The 17,485-nt window shown below is 73.2% G+C and carries 17 protein-coding genes; 10 read left to right on the top strand and 7 right to left on the bottom strand.

The window, feature by feature from the left end:
- Window positions 1-108: 108 nt before the first annotated feature.
- Together ACYVD5_RS11145 and ACYVD5_RS11140 are read right to left on the bottom strand one after the other, a co-directional pair.
- On the bottom strand, window positions 109-909 hold the full coding sequence (locus ACYVD5_RS11145) for a hypothetical protein (protein ID WP_461000903.1): 801 nt from the start codon (window positions 907-909) through the stop codon (window positions 109-111).
- The gene (locus tag ACYVD5_RS11140; protein WP_461000902.1) at window positions 906-1,883 is read right to left on the bottom strand and encodes an ABC transporter ATP-binding protein; all 978 of its coding nucleotides are present in this window, start codon (window positions 1,881-1,883) and stop codon (window positions 906-908) included. The genes ACYVD5_RS11145 and ACYVD5_RS11140 overlap by 4 nt, the downstream gene beginning before the upstream one ends.
- 271 nt (window positions 1,884-2,154) lie before the next feature.
- Here ACYVD5_RS11140 and ACYVD5_RS11135 point away from each other — a divergent pair, with 271 nt between their 5' ends.
- From ACYVD5_RS11135 to ACYVD5_RS11125, 3 genes are all read left to right on the top strand, one after another.
- Window positions 2,155-3,864 carry a sensor histidine kinase gene (locus ACYVD5_RS11135; RefSeq protein WP_461000901.1) on the top strand — a complete coding sequence of 570 codons (1,710 nt, stop codon included), beginning with the start codon at window positions 2,155-2,157 and terminating at the stop codon, window positions 3,862-3,864.
- A 132-nt stretch (window positions 3,865-3,996) separates the two neighbouring features.
- Complete coding sequence (locus ACYVD5_RS11130) at window positions 3,997-4,683, top strand: response regulator (protein WP_461000900.1); 687 nt, start codon at window positions 3,997-3,999, stop codon at window positions 4,681-4,683.
- A 134-nt stretch (window positions 4,684-4,817) separates the two neighbouring features.
- Entirely contained in the window at window positions 4,818-6,104 is a 1,287-nt protein-coding gene (locus tag ACYVD5_RS11125; RefSeq protein WP_461000899.1) for an alpha/beta hydrolase family protein, read from the top strand.
- Between the two features lie 88 nt (window positions 6,105-6,192).
- On the opposite strand, the gene ACYVD5_RS11120 is transcribed toward ACYVD5_RS11125, so the two are convergent.
- From ACYVD5_RS11120 to ACYVD5_RS11100, 5 genes are all read right to left on the bottom strand, one after another.
- On the bottom strand, window positions 6,193-7,059 hold the full coding sequence (locus ACYVD5_RS11120; RefSeq protein WP_461000898.1) for an ABC transporter permease: 867 nt from the start codon (window positions 7,057-7,059) through the stop codon (window positions 6,193-6,195).
- Complete coding sequence (locus ACYVD5_RS11115) at window positions 7,056-8,003, bottom strand: ATP-binding cassette domain-containing protein (protein ID WP_461000917.1); 948 nt, start codon at window positions 8,001-8,003, stop codon at window positions 7,056-7,058. Before ACYVD5_RS11115 ends, ACYVD5_RS11120 begins: the two co-directional genes overlap by 4 nt.
- 183 nt (window positions 8,004-8,186) lie before the next feature.
- Window positions 8,187-10,055 (bottom strand): glycoside hydrolase family 15 protein, encoded by a 1,869-nt coding sequence (locus ACYVD5_RS11110; protein ID WP_461000897.1) that lies wholly within the window; start codon window positions 10,053-10,055, stop codon window positions 8,187-8,189.
- A gap of 63 nt (window positions 10,056-10,118) precedes the next feature.
- Window positions 10,119-11,162, bottom strand: a complete 1,044-nt coding sequence (locus ACYVD5_RS11105) for an SDR family oxidoreductase (protein ID WP_461000896.1) — start codon at window positions 11,160-11,162, stop codon at window positions 10,119-10,121.
- 112 nt (window positions 11,163-11,274) lie between these two features.
- On the bottom strand, window positions 11,275-12,219 hold the full coding sequence (locus ACYVD5_RS11100) for a polysaccharide pyruvyl transferase family protein (protein WP_461000895.1): 945 nt from the start codon (window positions 12,217-12,219) through the stop codon (window positions 11,275-11,277).
- Between the two features lie 183 nt (window positions 12,220-12,402).
- Here ACYVD5_RS11100 and ACYVD5_RS11095 point away from each other — a divergent pair, with 183 nt between their 5' ends.
- The 7 genes from ACYVD5_RS11095 (at window position 12,403) to nuoK (ending at window position 17,334) form a co-directional block, all read left to right on the top strand.
- The gene (locus tag ACYVD5_RS11095) at window positions 12,403-12,876 is read left to right on the top strand and encodes a hypothetical protein (protein ID WP_461000894.1); all 474 of its coding nucleotides are present in this window, start codon (window positions 12,403-12,405) and stop codon (window positions 12,874-12,876) included.
- A 124-nt stretch (window positions 12,877-13,000) separates the two neighbouring features.
- A complete protein-coding gene (locus ACYVD5_RS11090; protein WP_461000893.1) occupies window positions 13,001-13,684 on the top strand; it encodes a GAF and ANTAR domain-containing protein in 684 nt (227 codons plus the stop codon).
- A gap of 132 nt (window positions 13,685-13,816) precedes the next feature.
- Entirely contained in the window at window positions 13,817-14,176 is a 360-nt protein-coding gene (locus ACYVD5_RS11085; RefSeq protein ID WP_461000892.1) for an NADH-quinone oxidoreductase subunit A, read from the top strand.
- Window positions 14,167-15,498 (top strand): hypothetical protein, encoded by a 1,332-nt coding sequence (locus ACYVD5_RS11080; protein WP_461000891.1) that lies wholly within the window; start codon window positions 14,167-14,169, stop codon window positions 15,496-15,498. Before ACYVD5_RS11085 ends, ACYVD5_RS11080 begins: the two co-directional genes overlap by 10 nt.
- Window positions 15,491-16,438 carry an NADH-quinone oxidoreductase subunit H gene (locus tag ACYVD5_RS11075; RefSeq protein WP_461000890.1) on the top strand — a complete coding sequence of 316 codons (948 nt, stop codon included), beginning with the start codon at window positions 15,491-15,493 and terminating at the stop codon, window positions 16,436-16,438. The genes ACYVD5_RS11080 and ACYVD5_RS11075 overlap by 8 nt, the downstream gene beginning before the upstream one ends.
- A gap of 6 nt (window positions 16,439-16,444) precedes the next feature.
- Complete coding sequence (locus ACYVD5_RS11070) at window positions 16,445-17,032, top strand: NADH-quinone oxidoreductase subunit J (protein ID WP_461000889.1); 588 nt, start codon at window positions 16,445-16,447, stop codon at window positions 17,030-17,032.
- Window positions 17,029-17,334, top strand: a complete 306-nt coding sequence (nuoK, locus tag ACYVD5_RS11065) for an NADH-quinone oxidoreductase subunit NuoK (RefSeq protein WP_461000888.1) — start codon at window positions 17,029-17,031, stop codon at window positions 17,332-17,334. The genes ACYVD5_RS11070 and nuoK overlap by 4 nt, the downstream gene beginning before the upstream one ends.
- Window positions 17,335-17,485 lie beyond the last annotated feature (151 nt).

Below are 17,485 nucleotides of genomic sequence, written 5' to 3'. Positions count from 1 at the left end.
GCCGCCTCGCCGCCTGCCGTCCTGCCGCTGACGCTGGGCGCACGTGCGCGGCGGCCCGCCCTGTCCGGCGGGCCGCCGCGCTGCGCAGGTGCGGCGGCATGCCGGTGCTCAGGCGTCGCGCCTGCTCAGTACCGTGAAACCGGCCGCCAGCGAGAGCGCCGCCCAGCCGGCCAGCAGCAGCGCGCCGGTGCCCCAGCCGTAGGGGTCGGCGGTGCCGCTCATCAGTTGCACACCGGCATGGGCGGGCAGGTAGCCGACGATCTCGGTGACCGTCTCGTTGCCGACCATCGTGCTGATCATCGGGACGGCCACCAGCACACCGATCGCCGCGGTGATCGCGCCCGCTGTGCTGCGGGTCAGCAGGCCCAAGCCCAGCGTGAACAGCGACACGCCGCTCACATGGCCCGCGGTGCCCGCAACGGCGTGCAGCACGTGGGAGGCCTCCCACACCATCGTGTCGCCGAACACCGCCGCTGCTGCAGCGGCGGCCGAGGCGCCGGCCAGGCTCCCCGCGGCAAACGCGACCCCGGCCAGCACCGCCGCCTTGGCGGCCAGCATGCGGCCGCGCTGCGGCGTGGTCGCCAATGTGGTGCGCATCGCCCCGGTGGCGTACTCGCCGGTGACCGTGAGCGCGGCCACGGCGACCACCGCGAACTGCGAGAGCATGATGGACATATTGGCGAGCGCGTTCGCCGTCATGCCTTCGGCGCTGCCGCCGGCCTGCAACGCCAGCGCCGCCAGCAGCGCCGTGCCGCCGGTGGCCACCACCGCCCCGACGAGGCAGAACCACGTGGAGCGCAGCCCCCACAGCTTCGTCCACTCCGCCGCGACCGCGCCCGGCAGGCCGCCGCCGCGGGGTTCCTCCGGTTCGGCCCGCCGTTGTTGCGCCGTCGCCGCCATGGTCGTCACACCCGCTCCTTCTCGCCGTGATTCGTCCTCGGGCCGTTGCCGGCCTCCTGGGCCGAGAGCGCCGCTTCGGGGGCCGCAGGTCCCGCGAACTCCACGCTGGAGGCCGTCAGCTCCATGTACGCCTCTTCCAGCGACGCCGTGCGGGCGCTGAGCTCGTTCAACCGGATCCCCGCCTGGTGGGCGATGCCGCCGATGCCGTCCAGTGTCCCGCCGGTCACGACCAACTCTTCGCCGCCGCGCTCGACCCGCATCCCCGCCACCAAGAGCTGCTGTTCCAGTTCGGCGGGTTGGGGCGTGCGCACCTGCGCCGCTGTCAGCGAACTGGCGCCGATGACGTCGGATACGGGCGCGTCAGCGATCAGCCTGCCCTTGCCGATCACCACGAGCCGGTCGGCGGTCGTCTGCATCTCGCTCATCAGGTGGCTGGACACGAAGACCGTCCGACCCTCGGCGGCCAACGAACGCATCAGCCCGCGGATCCAGCGGACACCGTCGGGGTCGAGGCCGTTGACCGGCTCGTCGAACATCAGGATCTCCGGATCGCCCAGCAGCGCTCCCGCGATGCCCAGCCGCTGCCCCATACCGAGCGAGAACGTTCCAGCCCGGCGGTTGGCGACCTCGCTCAGGCCAACGGTCTCCAGCACCTCATCGACCCTGCGCAGTGCCAGCCCGTTGCTGCGCGCCATGGCCGAGAGGTGGTTGCGGGCGGTCCGGCCGGGGTGCACGGCCTTGGCGTCGAGCAGCGCACCGATGCGGCGCAGGGGATGGCGCAGCTCCGTGTAGCGCTTGCCGTCGACCAGCGCCTGGCCGGCGGTGGGGTGGTCCAGACCCAGCACCATCCGCATCGTGGTTGATTTACCCGCCCCGTTGGGTCCCAGGAACCCGGTGACCTTACCGGGCGCGACCTCGACGGAGAGCCGGTCGACGACGACGTTGTCCCCGTAGCGCTTGGTCAGTTCCCGCAGACTAATCACAGTAATGCCGTCCTCGTTTTCGGTGTGTTGGGCCGCCGATTTGCCGCTCCCGGCGCCGAAAAACGACATTAGGGGCGCACCGCCGGGTGCCGCAGGGCGCGAACGGCAGTACTCCGCACTGACTTTCGGCGGGGGCGGCCCCGCTCCGCCGGGCCGACCAACGGAGCACCGGCGGTGTCCGCTGCGGTGCGTTCCGGCCGCCTAAGGTGGCGGTATGTGGGAGCGGTGGAAGGTTCGGCTGCGGCCGCCGGCCCGGTGGTTGCCTGCTGCGGTGGATTTCGTGCTGTGGGGCTGCTGCGCCGCCCTGGTCGCTGTGGAGACCGACAGCGTGCGCGCCGATCCGCTTCCCGAGGCCGCCGCGATGGCGGTGCTGTTGGCCTGCGCGTTCGCGCTGCGCCGCCGGCGCCCGTTCACCGCGCTCGGGGTGGTGCTGGGGGCGGTCGTCGTCCAGGCGGTCGTCATCGCGCTCACCCTGGTGTCCGCGCTGGTGCTGGGCCATCTGGTGGTCTGCGCCGTGCTCGCGTTCTCGGCCGGACGGCGCTCCGGTCGCACCCCGCCCATGGTCGCGATGGTCTCCACCGCGGTGCTGGCGACGCTGATGGCCTATGCCGTGACCTGGGTCCGCATCGGCGACGCGCGCGAGACCCTGACCGGGCTCACCGACTGGGCGGGCGGCGTCGCCGCGATCGTCGGTGTTGTGGTCGCGCCGTGGCTGCTGGGGCGCTACTGGCGCCACCACTCCGAGCTGCGTACGGCCGGCTGGGAGATCGCCGATCGGATGGAACGCGCCCGCGACCTGGACGCCGAGCGCGCGCGGCTGCGCGAGCGCGCCCGCATCGCAACGGAGATGCACGACTCCCTCGGCCACGAACTGGCCCTGATCGCGGTGCGCGCCGCCGCGCTGGAAATGGCGCCCGGCGGTGATGGCACGCGCTCGGCTGCCGGCGAACTGCGCACGGCCGCGCACGGCGCCAATCTGCGGCTGCGCGAGATCATCGGGGTACTGCGCGAGGACACCGGCACCCAAGCCGCCGAGCGGCACGCCGAACCCGGCGAGGACGCCGCCGCCGTGGTCGACCGCGCGGTGCGCGCCGGGCTGGGCGTGCGCCTGGTCCGCGAGGGCACCGGCCCCGGCCCCGATTCGCCGGCGGGCCGCGCGGTGCACCGCGTCGTCCAAGAGGCGCTGACCAACGCCGCCCGCTACGCCCCGCAAGCCTTGGTGACCGTGCGGCTGGTCCACGACGGCGACGGCGCCACAACCGTGCACGTGGCCGACACCGGAGGCAGCGCCGCACCGGCCGCCCAACCCGGCACCGGCTCCGGCCTGGCGGGTCTGCGCGCACTGGTCGAAGGCATGGGCGGCGAATTCAGCGCAGGTCCGGCCCGGGAATCCGCTGCGGCGGGCGGCGCGGGGCGGCGCGGGCGCGGATTCACCGTGACCGCGCGCATCCCCGGTACCGCCGAAGCGCCGCAGCCGCCCGCCGCAGCCGGACGGGACACCGCACCCGGCACCGGCTCCGAGATCGGCGGCCCCGAAACAGCAACCGGGACCCGACCCGGAACAGGACTCGAAACCGGCCTGGGACCCGGACCGGAAGCCGGTACCGAAACAGCGCGGCGGCTGCGCGGGGCGCGCGCGAACGCCCGGCGGTGGCTGGCGACGGCCGTGGCAGTGCCGCTGGCGCTGGCCGGGGTGATCGTCGGCGCCGGGTTCGGCGTCCTCTGGTACGTCGGCAGCAATTCGGTCCTTGCGCCCGCCGACTACGCGCAGCTGGCCGTCGGCCAGGACCGGGCGGCAACCGAACGCGAGCTGCCCCGCTTCGACTATCCGGCCGATGACCTGGTGGACCCGCCACCGGCCCCGCCCGGCGCGGCGTGCCGCTTCTACCTGGTCGAATGGGAGAACGGCGTCCCGCCGGTCTACCGGCTGTGCTTCGACGGCGGCCGGCTGGCGGCCAAGGACCGCATCGCCCGCGAATGAGCCGCCCAAACCGTGCCGGCCGCACCGCCGCCACCCGCGCCCCCGACCGAACCGCGGCAGCGGGCGGGGGCGGCGAGCCGCCCCCGATAGGCTTCCTGCGTTGGCCGGCCCCGGAGGATGGAGGAGAGGCCCGTGATCCGCATCGTCCTGGCGGACGACGAGACCATGGTCCGCGCGGGCATGCGCGCGATCCTCTCGGCCGACCCCGGCATTGATGTGGTCGGGGAGGCCGCCGACGGGGCCGCGGCCGTCGAGCTGGTCGGTGAACACCGCCCCGACATCGCCCTGCTGGATGTGCAGATGCCCGGCACATCGGGCCTGGAGGCCACCGCCGCCATCACCGAGCGCTTCCCCGACACCGCAGTGGTCATCCTGACCACCTTCTCCGAGGACGCCTACATCGCCCAAGCACTGAGCGGCGGCGCCAGCGGGTTCGTGCTCAAGACGGGCGACCCCCGCGAGCTGTCAGCGGGTCTGCAAGCCGTCGCCAACGGCGGCGCCTACCTTTCGCCCGAGGTCGCCCACCGGCTCATCAGCGAGCTCCGGACCACCGGCACCGGCGGCCGCATGTCGCGCGGCGCAGCCGCCCGGGAGCGGACCGACCGGCTTTCGGCTCGCGAGCGCGGCGTGCTCGCCCTCATCGGCGAGGGCCTGTCCAACGACGAGATCGCCCGCCGGCTGGGAGTCGTCCCGGGCACGGTCAAGGTGCACGTCGGGTCGATTCTCACCAAGCTGGACGTGAGCAACCGCGTGCGGGCCGCGATCCTCGCCTACGAGGCCGGCCTGGTCGCCGAGGGCCCGTTCCCGCAGTCCGGATGACGCCGGTGCGACCGCACGCCGTGTGCGGGGCGCCCTGCACACCGAACATCCCGACCCCCTATGCCGAAAGGGATAGGACACCGCCGACCTCCGGTTCATGCGCCCGCGCTGCGCCCGCGGCGATGATGCCGGGCATGCCAACCAAGAACGCGTTCTCCCCGGCCCGCAGCAGAGGCGCCGCCTACACCGCTGCCGCCGCCGTCGTCGCCGCCTGCTGCGCGCTTCCCGGCGCCGTCGCCGCAATCGCCGATCCCGGACCGATCCGGCTGCACCCGCCCGAACCCACCGGCCCCTACGAGGTCGGCCGGGCCGCGCTGCACCTGGTCGACGGCAGCCGCGGCCATCCGTGGGTGGCGGGCGCCGAGCAGCGCGACATGATGGTGTCGGTCTGGTACCCGGCAGCGGACGGCGGCGGCGAACCCGCGCCCTACATGCCCGATGCCGTCGCCCAGGTCATGGCCGGGCAATTGGAGCAGCTCGGCCTGCCGCGCGACGCCGTCGACTTCGCCGGTTCGCCGGCCGGCGCGGTGGCCGGCGCCGATGTCGCCGAGGAGGCCGGGAAGCTCCCGGTGCTGCTGTACTCGCACGGTTTCAACCAGTCGCGCCACCAGGCGACCGCCCAGCTGGCGGACCTCGCGAGCAAGGGCTACGCCGTGGTCGCCATGGACCACCCCTATGAGACGTCAGCGGTTGAGCTGCCCAGCGGACGCATCATCCGCGGCACCGCCCCCGACTTCGGGGCGAAGACCTACCGGTCCGCGGTCGCCACCCGGGTCGCCGACACCCGTTTCGTGCTGGACACCATGGAACGCATCGCCGAAGGCGGCGACCCCGCTGCGGGCGGCCAACCGCTTCCGCAGGGATTCGGGAACTCGCTGGACCTGTCGTCGATCGGCATGTTCGGCCACTCCGCCGGCGGGCTCACCGCCGCAGAGGCGATGCTTGTCGACGACCGGATCGACGCGGGCGCGGACCTCGACGGCAGCATCGCCTACCACGTCGGCGACGAGGAGTGGGCCGACGCCACCACCGAAGGCGCCGACCGGCCGTTCATGCTCTTCACCGGCGGCCGCACCGGCGGCACCGGCGACCCGCACACCAGCGAGCACTCCCGGGACTTCCGCATGTTCCGCGACAGCTCCACCGGCCCGTTCACGGAGCTGCATCTGCAGAACGCCGAGCACATGAGTTTCATCGACACTCAGTGGATGGCCCCGCAGCTCGAAGCGGGACTGCACCCGAGCGGCCCGGCGTGGGAGGACGGGATCGCGGCTTCGGTGGGCTCCGGCGACGCCCAGGACAGCGTCGCGGCGCAGCGCGCCTACCTTGCGGCGTTCTTCGGCGAGTACGTGCGCGGCGAGGAGGATCCGCTGCTCGACGGTCCCTCTGCCGAGTATCCGCAGGTGGAGTTCGTCGAGTGATCCGCGCGCCCCGCACGGCCTGATACCGAAACCGCGCGGCCGCGGCCCGGAGAACGGGCCGCGGCCGCGCGTGCTGGTGCCGCGGCGGTTAGGCGTCGCGCAGGCGCAGCTCAGTGCAGCCGATGATCTGGGCGGCGACCGCCCAGCCCAGCACGGTGACCATGTTGATGGGGCCGTCGTGCGGCGCGGTGTAGAACCCGACATCGCCGGCTGCGTAGAACTCGATGCCCGCCATCCCGGGCAGGTAGGCGGCGGCGTCGTTCAGCGCCTGCAGCCCGCTGAGCTGCAGCACCAGCGGCAGGCCCAGTAGCAGCAGGAAGCCCGTGCCGATGGTGGCCGCCGTGCCGCGCATCGCGGTGCCCAGGCCCGCGAACAGCACCGCCAGCAGCGCCATGCACACCCCCGCGCCCAGTACCGCGGTCACCGCGTAGCCGGGGTCCAGGGGTGCGTAGGAGCCGACAACGGCCCACAGCACGCCGTTGCCCAGCGCCGTCGTACCGGCGCCCGCAACGAAGGCGAAACCGGCGGTGACGGCGGTGCGCGCGGCAAGCACCAGCCCGCGCCGGGGCACCGTCAGCAGGGTCGACGTGATGGCGCGGGTGGCGTACTCATTGGTGGCCGCGAGCGCCGACAGTGTGAGCACGACGAACTGGACCAGGTAGAACACGCCCTGGGACGTGAGCTGCGTGTAGGAGAACTCACTGGCGGCGACGGGGTCCTCGGTGAACCGGTCGAGGGTGGAAAGCCCCATGAACAGCGCGAACGCCGCCATCGCCACGAGCCCCAGGCCCAGGCACCACCAGGTGCTGCGCAGCGAGGCCAGTTTGGTCCACTCCATGCCCATCGCCTGGCTCAGGACCCGGGCGCCCGATCGGGCCCGGGGCGCGGGCGGCGGCCCGTTCGCGGCGGCAGAGTCGGGTGGGGGTGCGGTGGCGGACGTGGCGGACACGGTCACTTGCGCTCCTCGGCTTGGTGCGCGGCGGATGCCGCGGCGGGTTCGGTGAGTTCGAGATAGGCCTGCTCCAGCGAAGCGTCCTCGCGGTACAGGGTGTGCACCCGCGCGCCGGCGGAGTGTGCGGCATCGCCCACCGCTTCGGGGGTGCAGCCGCGCACCAGCAGTTCGCCGTCGGCGCCCCGGTCCACTTCGACCGGTCCGGTGGCACCTGCCGCACCGGCCGGAAACCGGAGCAGGCGCTCGGCCAGCAGCCCGGCGTCGGGGGTGCGCACAGTCACTTGGGCGTGCGACCACGCCGCGATCACGTCGGCCATCGGCGCGTCGACCATCAGCCGGCCGCCGCCGAGCACCACCAGATGGTCGGCCACCAGCTGCATCTCGCTCATCAGGTGGCTGGAGATGAAGACGGTGCGGCCCTCGTCTGCGAGGTCGCGGACCAGGCGGCGCATCCACAGCACCCCGTCAAGGTCGAGGCCGTTGACGGGCTCGTCGAAGACCAGTGTGGCGGGGTCGCCCAGCAGCGCGGCGGCAATGCCCAGGCGTTGGCGCATGCCCAGGGAGAACCCGCCGATCCGCTTGCCCCCGACCCCGGCCAACCCGACCTCTTCCAGCACCTCGGCCGCGCGCGCGGGCGCCACCCCGCTGCCGCGGGCGAGCGCGAGCAGGTGCGCGCGGGCGGTGCGGCCGGGATGCACGGCAGCGGCGTCCAGCAGCGCGCCGACCTCGCGGGCCGGAGTGGGCAGCTCGGCGTATGCGCGGCCGCCGACGAGGGCCTCGCCCGCGGTCGGCCGGTCCAGGCCCAGCAGCATCCGCAGCGTGGTCGATTTACCCGCCCCGTTGGGCCCCAGGAACCCGGTGACTCTGCCGGGCCGGACCTCGAACGTCAGGTTGTCGACAGCGACGGTATCGCCGTAGCGTTTGGTCAAGTGGCGTAGCGTGAGCACCCGTACCTCCATCGTCGTCATCGTGCGACAGGACGCTACGGGTGCCGCGGCGGCGGCCGCATCGGTTGTTCGTCGCCGCCTGCATATGCCCCAGGGCATAGGCGCCGCTCGCGCAGGCCCGGCACAGACCCGCCCGGGCCGGGGCGGCTCAGCGGTTCCGGGCGGCACGCGGGCCGCGGGCGCTCACCGCCGGCCGTCCCCGCTCTGCGCCTGCCCGCCGGCGCCGGCGCTTGTGCTCTGCCCGGTCCAGGCGCGCTGTTCGACCGGCCCGTGCCGGTGGCGCTGCAGGTGGACGGCGGTGTTGACCAGCGCGATATGGGACAGCGCCTGCGGGTAGTTGCCGACGAGCCGGCCGGCGCCGGTGTCGTACTCCTCGGCCAGCAGCCCCACATCGTTGCGCAGGCTCAGCAGCCGTTCGAACACCGCGCGGCCTTCGTCGACACGGCCCTGCATGATCAGATTGTCGGCGAGCCAGAACGTGCAGGGCAGGAAAGCGCCCTCGCCCGGCGGCAGGGCGTCGACGTCGCGGCTACCGCCGTCCATGGTGTAGCGGTGCACGAACCCGTCCTGCATCAGGTTCTCGCGGATCGCGTCGACGGTGCCGGTCATCCGCTCGTCGTTGGCCGGCAGGAAACCAACCGTGCTCAGCAGCAGCACCGACGCGTCCAGCGAGTCGGAACCGTAGAACTGGGTGAACGCACCCCGCTGGGGATCGAAGCCGTTGGTGCACACGTCGTCGAAGATCTCCTGGCGCAACCTGCGCCACCGCTCCACCGGACCGTCGAGCCCGAACTCCTCGACCGCCTTGACCGCGCGGTCCGCGGCGGTCCAGGCCATCACCTTGGAGTGGGTGAACCGGCGCCGCGGCCCGCGCACCTCCCAGATCCCGTTGTCAGGGTCGCGCCAGGTGCGCTCCAGGAACTCCATGAGCGCACGCTGCAGCTCCCAGGCCGACTCGTGCGGCGGGATACCGCGTGTGCGCGCCTGGTGCAGCGCGTCCATCAGCTCGCCGTAAACGTCGAGCTGCCAATGGCGGGACGCCTGGTTGCCGGCGCGCACCGGGTGCGAGCCCGCGTAGCCCGCCAGCCAGTCCAGCTCGACCTCGGGCAGCCGCCGCTCGCCCTCGATTCCGTACATGATCCGCATCTGCGCGGGCTCGCCGGCGGTCGCCCGCAGCACCCACTGGCGCCAGGCCACCGCCTCGTCCTCGTAGCCGCAGTGCAGCAGGCTCAGCAGCGTGAAGGTGGCGTCGCGGATCCAGCAGAACCGGTAGTCCCAGTTGCGCACCCCGCCCAGCTGCTCGGGTAGCGATGTGGTGGGTGCGGCGACCGTGCCGCCGCTGGGGGAGTAGGTGAGCGCTTTCAGGGTGATCAGCGAGCGCACCACCTGGTCGCGGTAGTCGCCGTCGTAGGTGCAGCGCTGCGCCCACTGCCGCCACCACTCGTCGGTGCGGTCGATGGCGCGGCCGACGTCGACGCGTTCCGGGGGCGGCGAGTGCGGAAATACCCACGCCAGCCGGAAGTCGGCGGTCTCGCCCGCGCCGACCGTGAACTCGGTCCACGGGCATTCGTATTCGGCGAGGTCGAACTCGGTGTCGGAGTCCAGGTAGAGGATGTCGGGCCCGGCGACGAACTCCAGGCGCCGGCCGTACTTGCGGGTCCACGGGATGATGGAGCCGTAGTCGGGCCGCACCACCGCCTCCGAGCGGACCCGGACCTTTCCGTGGAGGCCTTCGACGCGGCGCACGAGGTCGGGATGCTCGTCGCGGACCGGCATGCAGTCGGTGACGCGGATGGTGCCGCCGCTGTCGTCGTCGCGGAACTCGGTCTCCAGCACCAGGCTTTCGGGGCGGTAGCGCCGCCGCACCAGCCGGTGGGGGCCGGCGGGCGCCAGGCTCCAGTAGCCGTTGGCGGAGCCGCCCAGCAGTTGCGCGAAGCAGGCACCGGTGTCGAAGCGGGGCAGGCACAGCCAGTCGATGCTGCCGTTGCTGCCGACCAGCGCCGCGGTCTGGGTATCGCCGATCAGTGCGTAGTCCTCGATGCGCAGGGACAACCGGCGCCCTCCCTCCGGTCGGGTACCCGGCTTTGCAGGTGGTGTTTCCTGCGCCGCGGGCCATTACCCGTGCGGCCGCGCCCGGTGCAGCAGCCGCCACGCCAGCGCGCCGGCGGCGGCCGTCGTACCGAGCGCGGCCGCGGCCAGCCGTCCGCTGCGCCGGGACGCCCACTGCTGGAGACTGACCGCTCGGCCGCTCTCATTGAAGGGTCCGCGGGCGCCGAAGTCTTGGCCGCCGGACCGGTCGGCGGGCTGCCACAGGTTGGCCGGGCGGTCGGGGGAGCGGCGCTGCCCGGTCTGCTGCGCGGAGTAGCCGGTGCGGGCGAGCATGCGGTCGAGGACGGCGGGCACCGCCCGGTTGCCCAGCACCGTCTGCACCGTGGACCGGCCCACCCAGTACTCGCGCGGCCGCGGGCGGTCCGCGGCGCGGGCGATGGCGCGTGCGGCCACCTCCGGCTGGTAGATCGGCGGCACCGGCTGGGCGTGCCGGGGCAGCCGCGACAGCACCCACTCGAACTGCGGCGTGTTCATGGCGGGCAGCTGCACCATTGTGGTGGCCACTCCCGACCCGTCGTGCAGCAGTTCGCAGCGCAGCGACTCATGGAAGCCCTGGATGGCGTGCTTGGCGGCGCAGTAGGCAGACTGCAGCGGGATGCCGCGGTAGGCCAGCGCCGAACCGACCTGGATGATCGTGCCGCGGTCGCGGGGCAGCATGCGCGTCAGGGCGGCCTTGGTGCCGTGTACGTAACCCAGGTAGGTCACCTCGGTCACCCGCCGGAACTCCTCCGGTTCAGTCTCGCTGACGGGCGCGAACACCCCGGTGAAGGCGTTGTTTATCCACACGTCGATTGGACCTAGCTCCTGCTCGGCGCGTTCGGCGGCGCGGTCGACCGCGCCGGGGTCGGCGACGTCCGCTGAAATCTCCAGCGGGGTGCCGCCCGCCCGGCGCACGTCCTCGGCGGCGCCGGCGAGCCCTTCCTTGCCGCGGGCGAGCAGCGCCACCCGGTCGCCGCGCGCCCCGAACTCCCTGGCGGTGGCGCGGCCGACCCCGCCGCTCGCCCCGGTGATCACCACGACCCTGGATCCGCCCGCGGATTCCCCGGCCATCGTCGGACTTCCCCCCATTCGCTACCGGTGCCCGGCTGCCCGGAAGCCGGCCAAGCAGTGCCGTACACGAGAGCCGCTACCCCGCGCCGGGGCGCCAATACCCGGCCGCGGCTCACACGCTCTGCAGCGAGCCCGCCGGCGCCTGCGAACCCTCCACCGCAGTGAGCAGGTCGTCGATCAGTGCCGAGCGCTGGCGCGCGGTGGCCGCCGCCCACCCGGTCCGGGTGCGGGCCGCCGGAGACCGGCACCACCCCCACAGCGCATCCAAGCGCTGCCGGAACCAGGGCGAGGCGCCGTCGGGACCGCTGCGGGAATCGCGCACGACCACCGCCGGCCAGCCCAGCGCCCGCGCCTGCGCGCTGACCTTGGCGCCGCCGACGACAGGGTCGACCGCGATCGCCGGAACCCCGTTGCGCAGCGCCAGTACCAGGCCGTGCAGCCGCGTGGTGACGACCAGGTCGACGCGGCGGACCAGGGCGTCGAACTGCGGGTAGGTGGCGCAGTGGTCCCACTCGGCGGCGTCCAGCCGGGTGTCCAGCGGCACCCGCGCACAGTCCTTGCCGGTCAGCCAGTGCGCGAGTTCACGGTGCACCGCGGTGTGGTCGCCCCGGTCGCCGTACTCGGGCTGGCCGGGCGCCTGGACCACCCCGACGACGGGTACCGCCGGGCTGCAGGGCGCCGCGGCGGCCAGGTCGGGCAGGGGCACGGGAGTGCAACCGTCGCGGGGAAGCACTGTGTGGAACCCGCGCACCGCCTCGTCGGCGGGGTCGATCACTGATACGCCCACCGCCAACCGGTGGCAGTGGGCGAAGCGGGTGTGCAGGGCACGCACTTGAGCGCCGTGCGCCGGTCCGCAGACGAAGACCAGCATGTCGTATTCGCCGGGTGTCACCTCCTCCAGGATCGGCCCGTTGATGCGGGTGTTGGGGCTTCGGCCGATATCGTGCGGAATGCCCGCCTCCTCCAACGCCGAACTGACCGCGGCCGCGGCCCCCGTGTCGCCCGCGGTCGCTTCGCCGTGCAGGAATCCGAACCATCCCGTAACCAGTGCTCGCATGGCTGCGCCGCTACCCAGGAAACGGCAGCGTAGAGGTCTCCATCGGATCGGTTGCGCCGCCTGCGGCCACCACGCCGGAGCCCGCCCGCATCCGGGGGCAGGGCGGGCGATTGACCTAGGCTGGCGATCCGCACAGGGCGCTCACTCCGCCGCAAGTGACGGCAACGCAACGCGAGAGAATCCATGGCAGGAGAACGCGAATCAGCCGGTTCCCACTCGGGCGGCTCCAGCTCCCTCTACCTGCGCGAGCTGCGTTTGGCGCTGCGCAACAACTCGGGGGCCTACGGGTATTCGGTGATGATCACCGGTGCGCTGGCCGTGCTGTCCGCCACCTACGGCTCACCGCAGATCGGCCAGGTGTTCCTGTTCCTGCTGGGGGCCGTGGTCAGCTTCGCGGCGATCGAGGCGCTGGCCACGCGGGTGTTCACCAGGCCGATCAATGACGAAGAGCCCACAAAGGTCATCGCTCTGGGCAGTTCGCTGAACTTCTTCTCCATCGCCGCCGGCGCCGGTACCGCAGCCCTCGCGGGTTTCGTGCTGCCCAGCACGGCCGGCTGGCCGATCGGGGGTTTCCTCGCTTCCCTGATGTACCTGCTCGGTGCCGCAGTGGAAATGAGCGCCGCCCGCCGCATCGAGGAGTTCCGCAACCAGGAGTGAGCGCTGCCCTGCGCCGGTTCCGAGGTGATCGCCGGGGCGTGCGGGGTATGTGAGGCGGACACGCGGGCGGCCGGACGGCTCCGGTGTTGAGCGAGAGGGGGCGGACATGGCGGACGGAGAGAACTTGTCACATGTCTTCGCCCGCATAGCACGGGACCTGCTGGACCAGGAATCGGTGCAGACGACGCTGGACGGCATCGCCCGGTTGGCGGCCTCGGAGGTTGAAGGAGCCGATTGGGCGGCCCTGTCCATTGTCGAGGCGGGCGGTGCCGTCAAGAGTCCGGCGGCCAGCGGTCCGGTCGCGGTCCGCATCGACCGGATCCAGTACGAGAGCGGAGAAGGGCCGTGCCTCTCGGCGATTTGGGAACACGATGTCTTCGCCATCGACGACATGGCCACCGAAACCCGCTGGCCGGGCTTTGTGGCGCAGGTACGCGAACTCGACGTGCACAGCATGCTCTCGTTCCGGCTCTTCACGCACCGCGACACATTGGGCGCCATGAACCTGTACGCGTGCGAACCCCGCGCCTTCACCCGCGCATCGCGCGATGAGGGCGCACTACTGGCCACCCATGCGGCCGTGGCGCTGGCCAGCGCGCAGGAGGAGGAGAACCTGCGGAGCGCGCTGAGCAGCCGCCAGCACATCGGGGAGGCCACGGGCATCTTGATGGAGCGGTACAAGATTCCCAGCCACCGGGCTTTCGGGCTGTTGGCCCAGGCGTCGCAGAACCTCAACGTGAAAGTGCGGGATCTGGCCCAGCAGCTGGTCGAGACCGGCGAATGGCCCCGGGAGGGACGCAGCGGGTAGCCGGGCGCGTGTCCGTTCGGACCGGGGGCGCCGTCCGCCGCGGAAAGCGCGGCATGATCGGGCGGTATACCGCGGCGGCAGCGGATAGCGGCCCCGGCGCGGCAGTGTCGGACGGACGGGAGGTGCAGCCCGGTGGACACCTTCTGGCCCGCTCTCGCGCTCCTGGCCGTCGCCGCCGCCGGAGTCGCCGGTGTCCACGGCATCGCCGCGCTCGTCCGGGTGGGCGGCCCCCCGATCGCCCCGCTGGTGCGCGAACCGTACATGGGCGGCATGCCGGTCGCCGAGCACGCCGTTTCACGGTTCCACGTGCGCTGGTACGCCGTCACCCTGCTCTTTTTGGCCTTCGATATGGAAATGGTCTTCATGTACCCGTGGGTGCTGGTCGTCGCGGAGAAAGGGATACACGCGGTCGCCGAGATGTTCGGCTTTCTGGGGGTGCTGCTGGCCGCGGTGGTCTACGCCTGGCGCGAGGGGGCCTTCCGATGGACCTGACCGGCCCGGCGGGGTGGCTGCTGCGCGTGTCGGCGCCTCGCCCGCTGGTGGTGACGGCGCCGGGCGGCACCGGAAGCCGGCTGGCGGTCGAGCGGGTGCTGCGGGAACACGGCCTGCGGCGGGCGCTGAGCCCCGCCGAAGCCGACACGCTGGTGGAATGCGGCCCGGCCGGTTCAGCGGTCGACGCGGCGGCCGAGCGGGTCTGGGACCAGATCGGCGCACCGCGGGCACGCGTCCGGGTCCGCTCACCCGACGAGGCCGCCGAGCGCCTGGACGCGGCCCGCACCGCGCTGCGGGACCTTGCAGCGCAGCGCGCCGCGGCACAGAGCCGCACCAGCGAGCCGGGCGAGGGCGGCGGCAACGGCCAGGGCGGCGCTGATCACTGCGACGGTCACGACCAGGCGGACGGTGCCGGTCAGGAACCGGACCGGGGTGGTGCCGGTCACGGCGAGGGCGGCGGCGGTCACGGCAACGGCCGCGCCGGCCATGGCCACCAACACGACCACCACGACCACGGCGGCATGGACCTGCCCGGCGGACTGGTGATGGCAGACCGCGGCGACGACCGCGACGGGCTGCGGTTGGACCGGCTGCACATCGCCATCGGGCCCGCGCACGCCGACTGGCCCGCCGGGCTGGTCGCCGAGCTGACCGTGCAGGGCGACGTGGTGCAGGACGCCGCGATCCGCACGCCGGCGCCCGCGCGGCAAGCCGACCCGTCCGCCGCAGTGTTCTGGGACGACAGTTCCGGCACGGCGCTCGCCCCCGCCGGCACGCGGCTCCGCGCCGCCGCATCCGCCGACTCGCTGCAGCGGTTCCTGGAAACCGCCGGCCTGCCCGGCGCGGCGGCCACCGGACGCCTGCTGCGCGACACACTGCTCGTTCCGGCCGCCCCCGCGATCGGGCGGCCGCGCTTCACGCGGTGGTTGCGCCGGCTGCGGAGGTCCCAGACGCTGCGCTGGTCGCTGCGCGGGCTCGGGCCCGCTCCCGCCGGCGTGCCGGACCGCCTGCGCGGCGACGTCCTCGCCCGTGTCGGGAGGTGGCTGGACGATATCGCCGCCGTGCTCATCCCCGACACCCATGACACCTTCCCGACACTGCCGCTGCCGTGCGGCCGGCCGTCCAGCGCGCAGCCCGGCGGTGCCGCGGCGCCCGCCCTGCGTCTGGGCCGGGAGCGCGCCGAGTGCGCCCGGGCAGCGGTGGACGCGCTGCCGGGGATGCTGCTCGGCCGGGAGTTGGCGGCCGTGCGGCTCATCGTCGCCTCCCTCGACCCCGATACGGAGGCCCTCGCCGCCTACCTGCCCGAGGCCGCCGATGGGTGACTCCGCGATGTGGTGGGGGATCCTCCTCGCCCCTCTACTGCTCACCGCGCTGGCCTACGGGGCGGCGGCCGGATCGGCCGCGCTGGTGGTCCGCGCCGGCGGCGGCCCGGCGGCCGCCGCTCTGGCCGCACCCGCGCGGGAAGCGGCCGGGCTGCTGGTGCGCCGCCGGCGCACGGTCCCCGGCGCCGACACGCTGCTGGGCCGCCTCGGCGGGGCGGCCNNNAGGGCGGCGGCCGTGCCGGCCGCGGCGGTGCTGGCCACGCTGGTCATCCCGCTCGGCGGCCATGCGATCGCCGACCTGTCCATCGGTGTCGTCTGGTTCAACGCCATGGAGGTGCTGCTGTGGGCAGGTGTGTGGGCCGCGGGTTGGGGGGCGAACTCGGTGTGGGGACTGGTCGGCGGCTACCGGTTCCTGAGCCAGGGCCTGTCCCACGAGCTGCCGCACATGTTCGCGCTGACCACGGCCGCGCTGGGCGCGGGATCCCTGCGGGCCGGCGACATCGCGGCCGCTCAGCACGGACTGTGGTTCGCCGCGGTGATGCCCGCGGCTTTCATCGTCTACCTCGTCTCGGCGCTGGCCATGTCGTTCTGGCCGCCGTTCGACCAGCCGCTCGGCGCCGATGTTGCCGGGGGCGCCGCCGCCGAGGCGTCCGGTGCCGACCGGCTGGTCCTGCTGGCCGGCCGCCACCTGATGCTCGCCGCCGCAGCGGCGATGGCGGTGCCGCTGTTCCTCGGCGGCGGCGCCGGACCGCTGCTACCGGGCTGGGTGTGGTCGCTGCTCAAGGCCTGCGCCGTGCTGGCGCTGCTGGTCTGGGCAGCGCACCGGCTGCCGACCGTGCGCATGGACCGGTTCGCCGAGGTCGGTTGGCTCATCCTGCTGCCGCTGGCGCTGCTGCAGGCCTTGGCCGTGTCCGTTTTCGTCGTCGCGGGTTGGATGTGATCGCTCATGGCACCGGAAATTCCGGCCGACGCCGCCGCCACGGCCGTCTTCGCCGTGTGCGCGGTGGCCGCGGTGGCGGCGGCCGCCGCGGTGTTCCGCGTGGACTCCATGGCGCGGGCCACCTTCGCGCTGCTGGCGTCGTTCGTTTTCACGGCGGTGCCGGTGCTGCTGCTCGGCCTCGCCTACCTCGGCGTGCTGATCGTGCTGATGATGACCATGGAGATGCTGGTGATGGCGGTCTTCATGATCATGTTCATGATGAACCCGGCCGGGCTGATGCCGATGACGATGGTGCACAACAACCGGGGTGCACTGGCCATCTCCATCGGCGTCTTCTGCGCACTTGCTGCGGGAGTCGTGCTGGTGCCCTGGCCGAGCGCGCCCGCACCGCCGCCGCCGGCCGATCCCACCCATCAGCTCGGCGCGGCCATCATGGGGCCGCACATGCTGGTCATGATGGTCGCCGCGCTGGTGCTGTTCGCGACCATGGTCGCCGGTGTGGTCCTGGCGACCGACCGCGGGCGCTACGACCGCTACGGCGACGACCTGCGCTCCGGCCCGGACGACCCGGTCCGCGGGGGTGTCGGCCGATGATGCTGGAGGCGTTCCTGCTGCTGGCCGCAGCGCTGCTGGCCGTCGGCCTGTACGGCGCACTGAGCCAGCAGTCGATCGTCATGGTCATGATGGGCCTGGAACTGATGGTCAACGCGATCATGGTCGCCGCGGCCGCCGTCTGGTTCCACGCCTCGCCGCAGAGCCCCGACGGGCAGGTGCTGGTGCTGGTGGCGATGGTGGCCATGGCGGTGGAGATGGCCATGGGGTTCGCCGTGGCGATCGCGATCTTCCGCGCCCGCGACGTGGACGTGACCGACTCCGCAGACGACCTGCGCGGCTGACCGATGGGCGCCTCCGCAACCGCCGAAGCCGCCGGAACCGCGACCGCCGCTGTCGGCGCGGACGCGGCGGGCGCGGCGCTGTGGATCCTGGTGGGCGTGGCCGCCGCGGCGGGCGCCGGGCTGGTGCTGGGCGGGCGGCGGGCCGACCGCT

The sequence above is a fragment of the Streptomonospora sediminis genome (assembly GCF_054778995.1).
The sequence above is the reverse complement of the archived record's forward strand: the minus strand, read 5'-3'. Positions and strand labels throughout refer to the sequence as shown.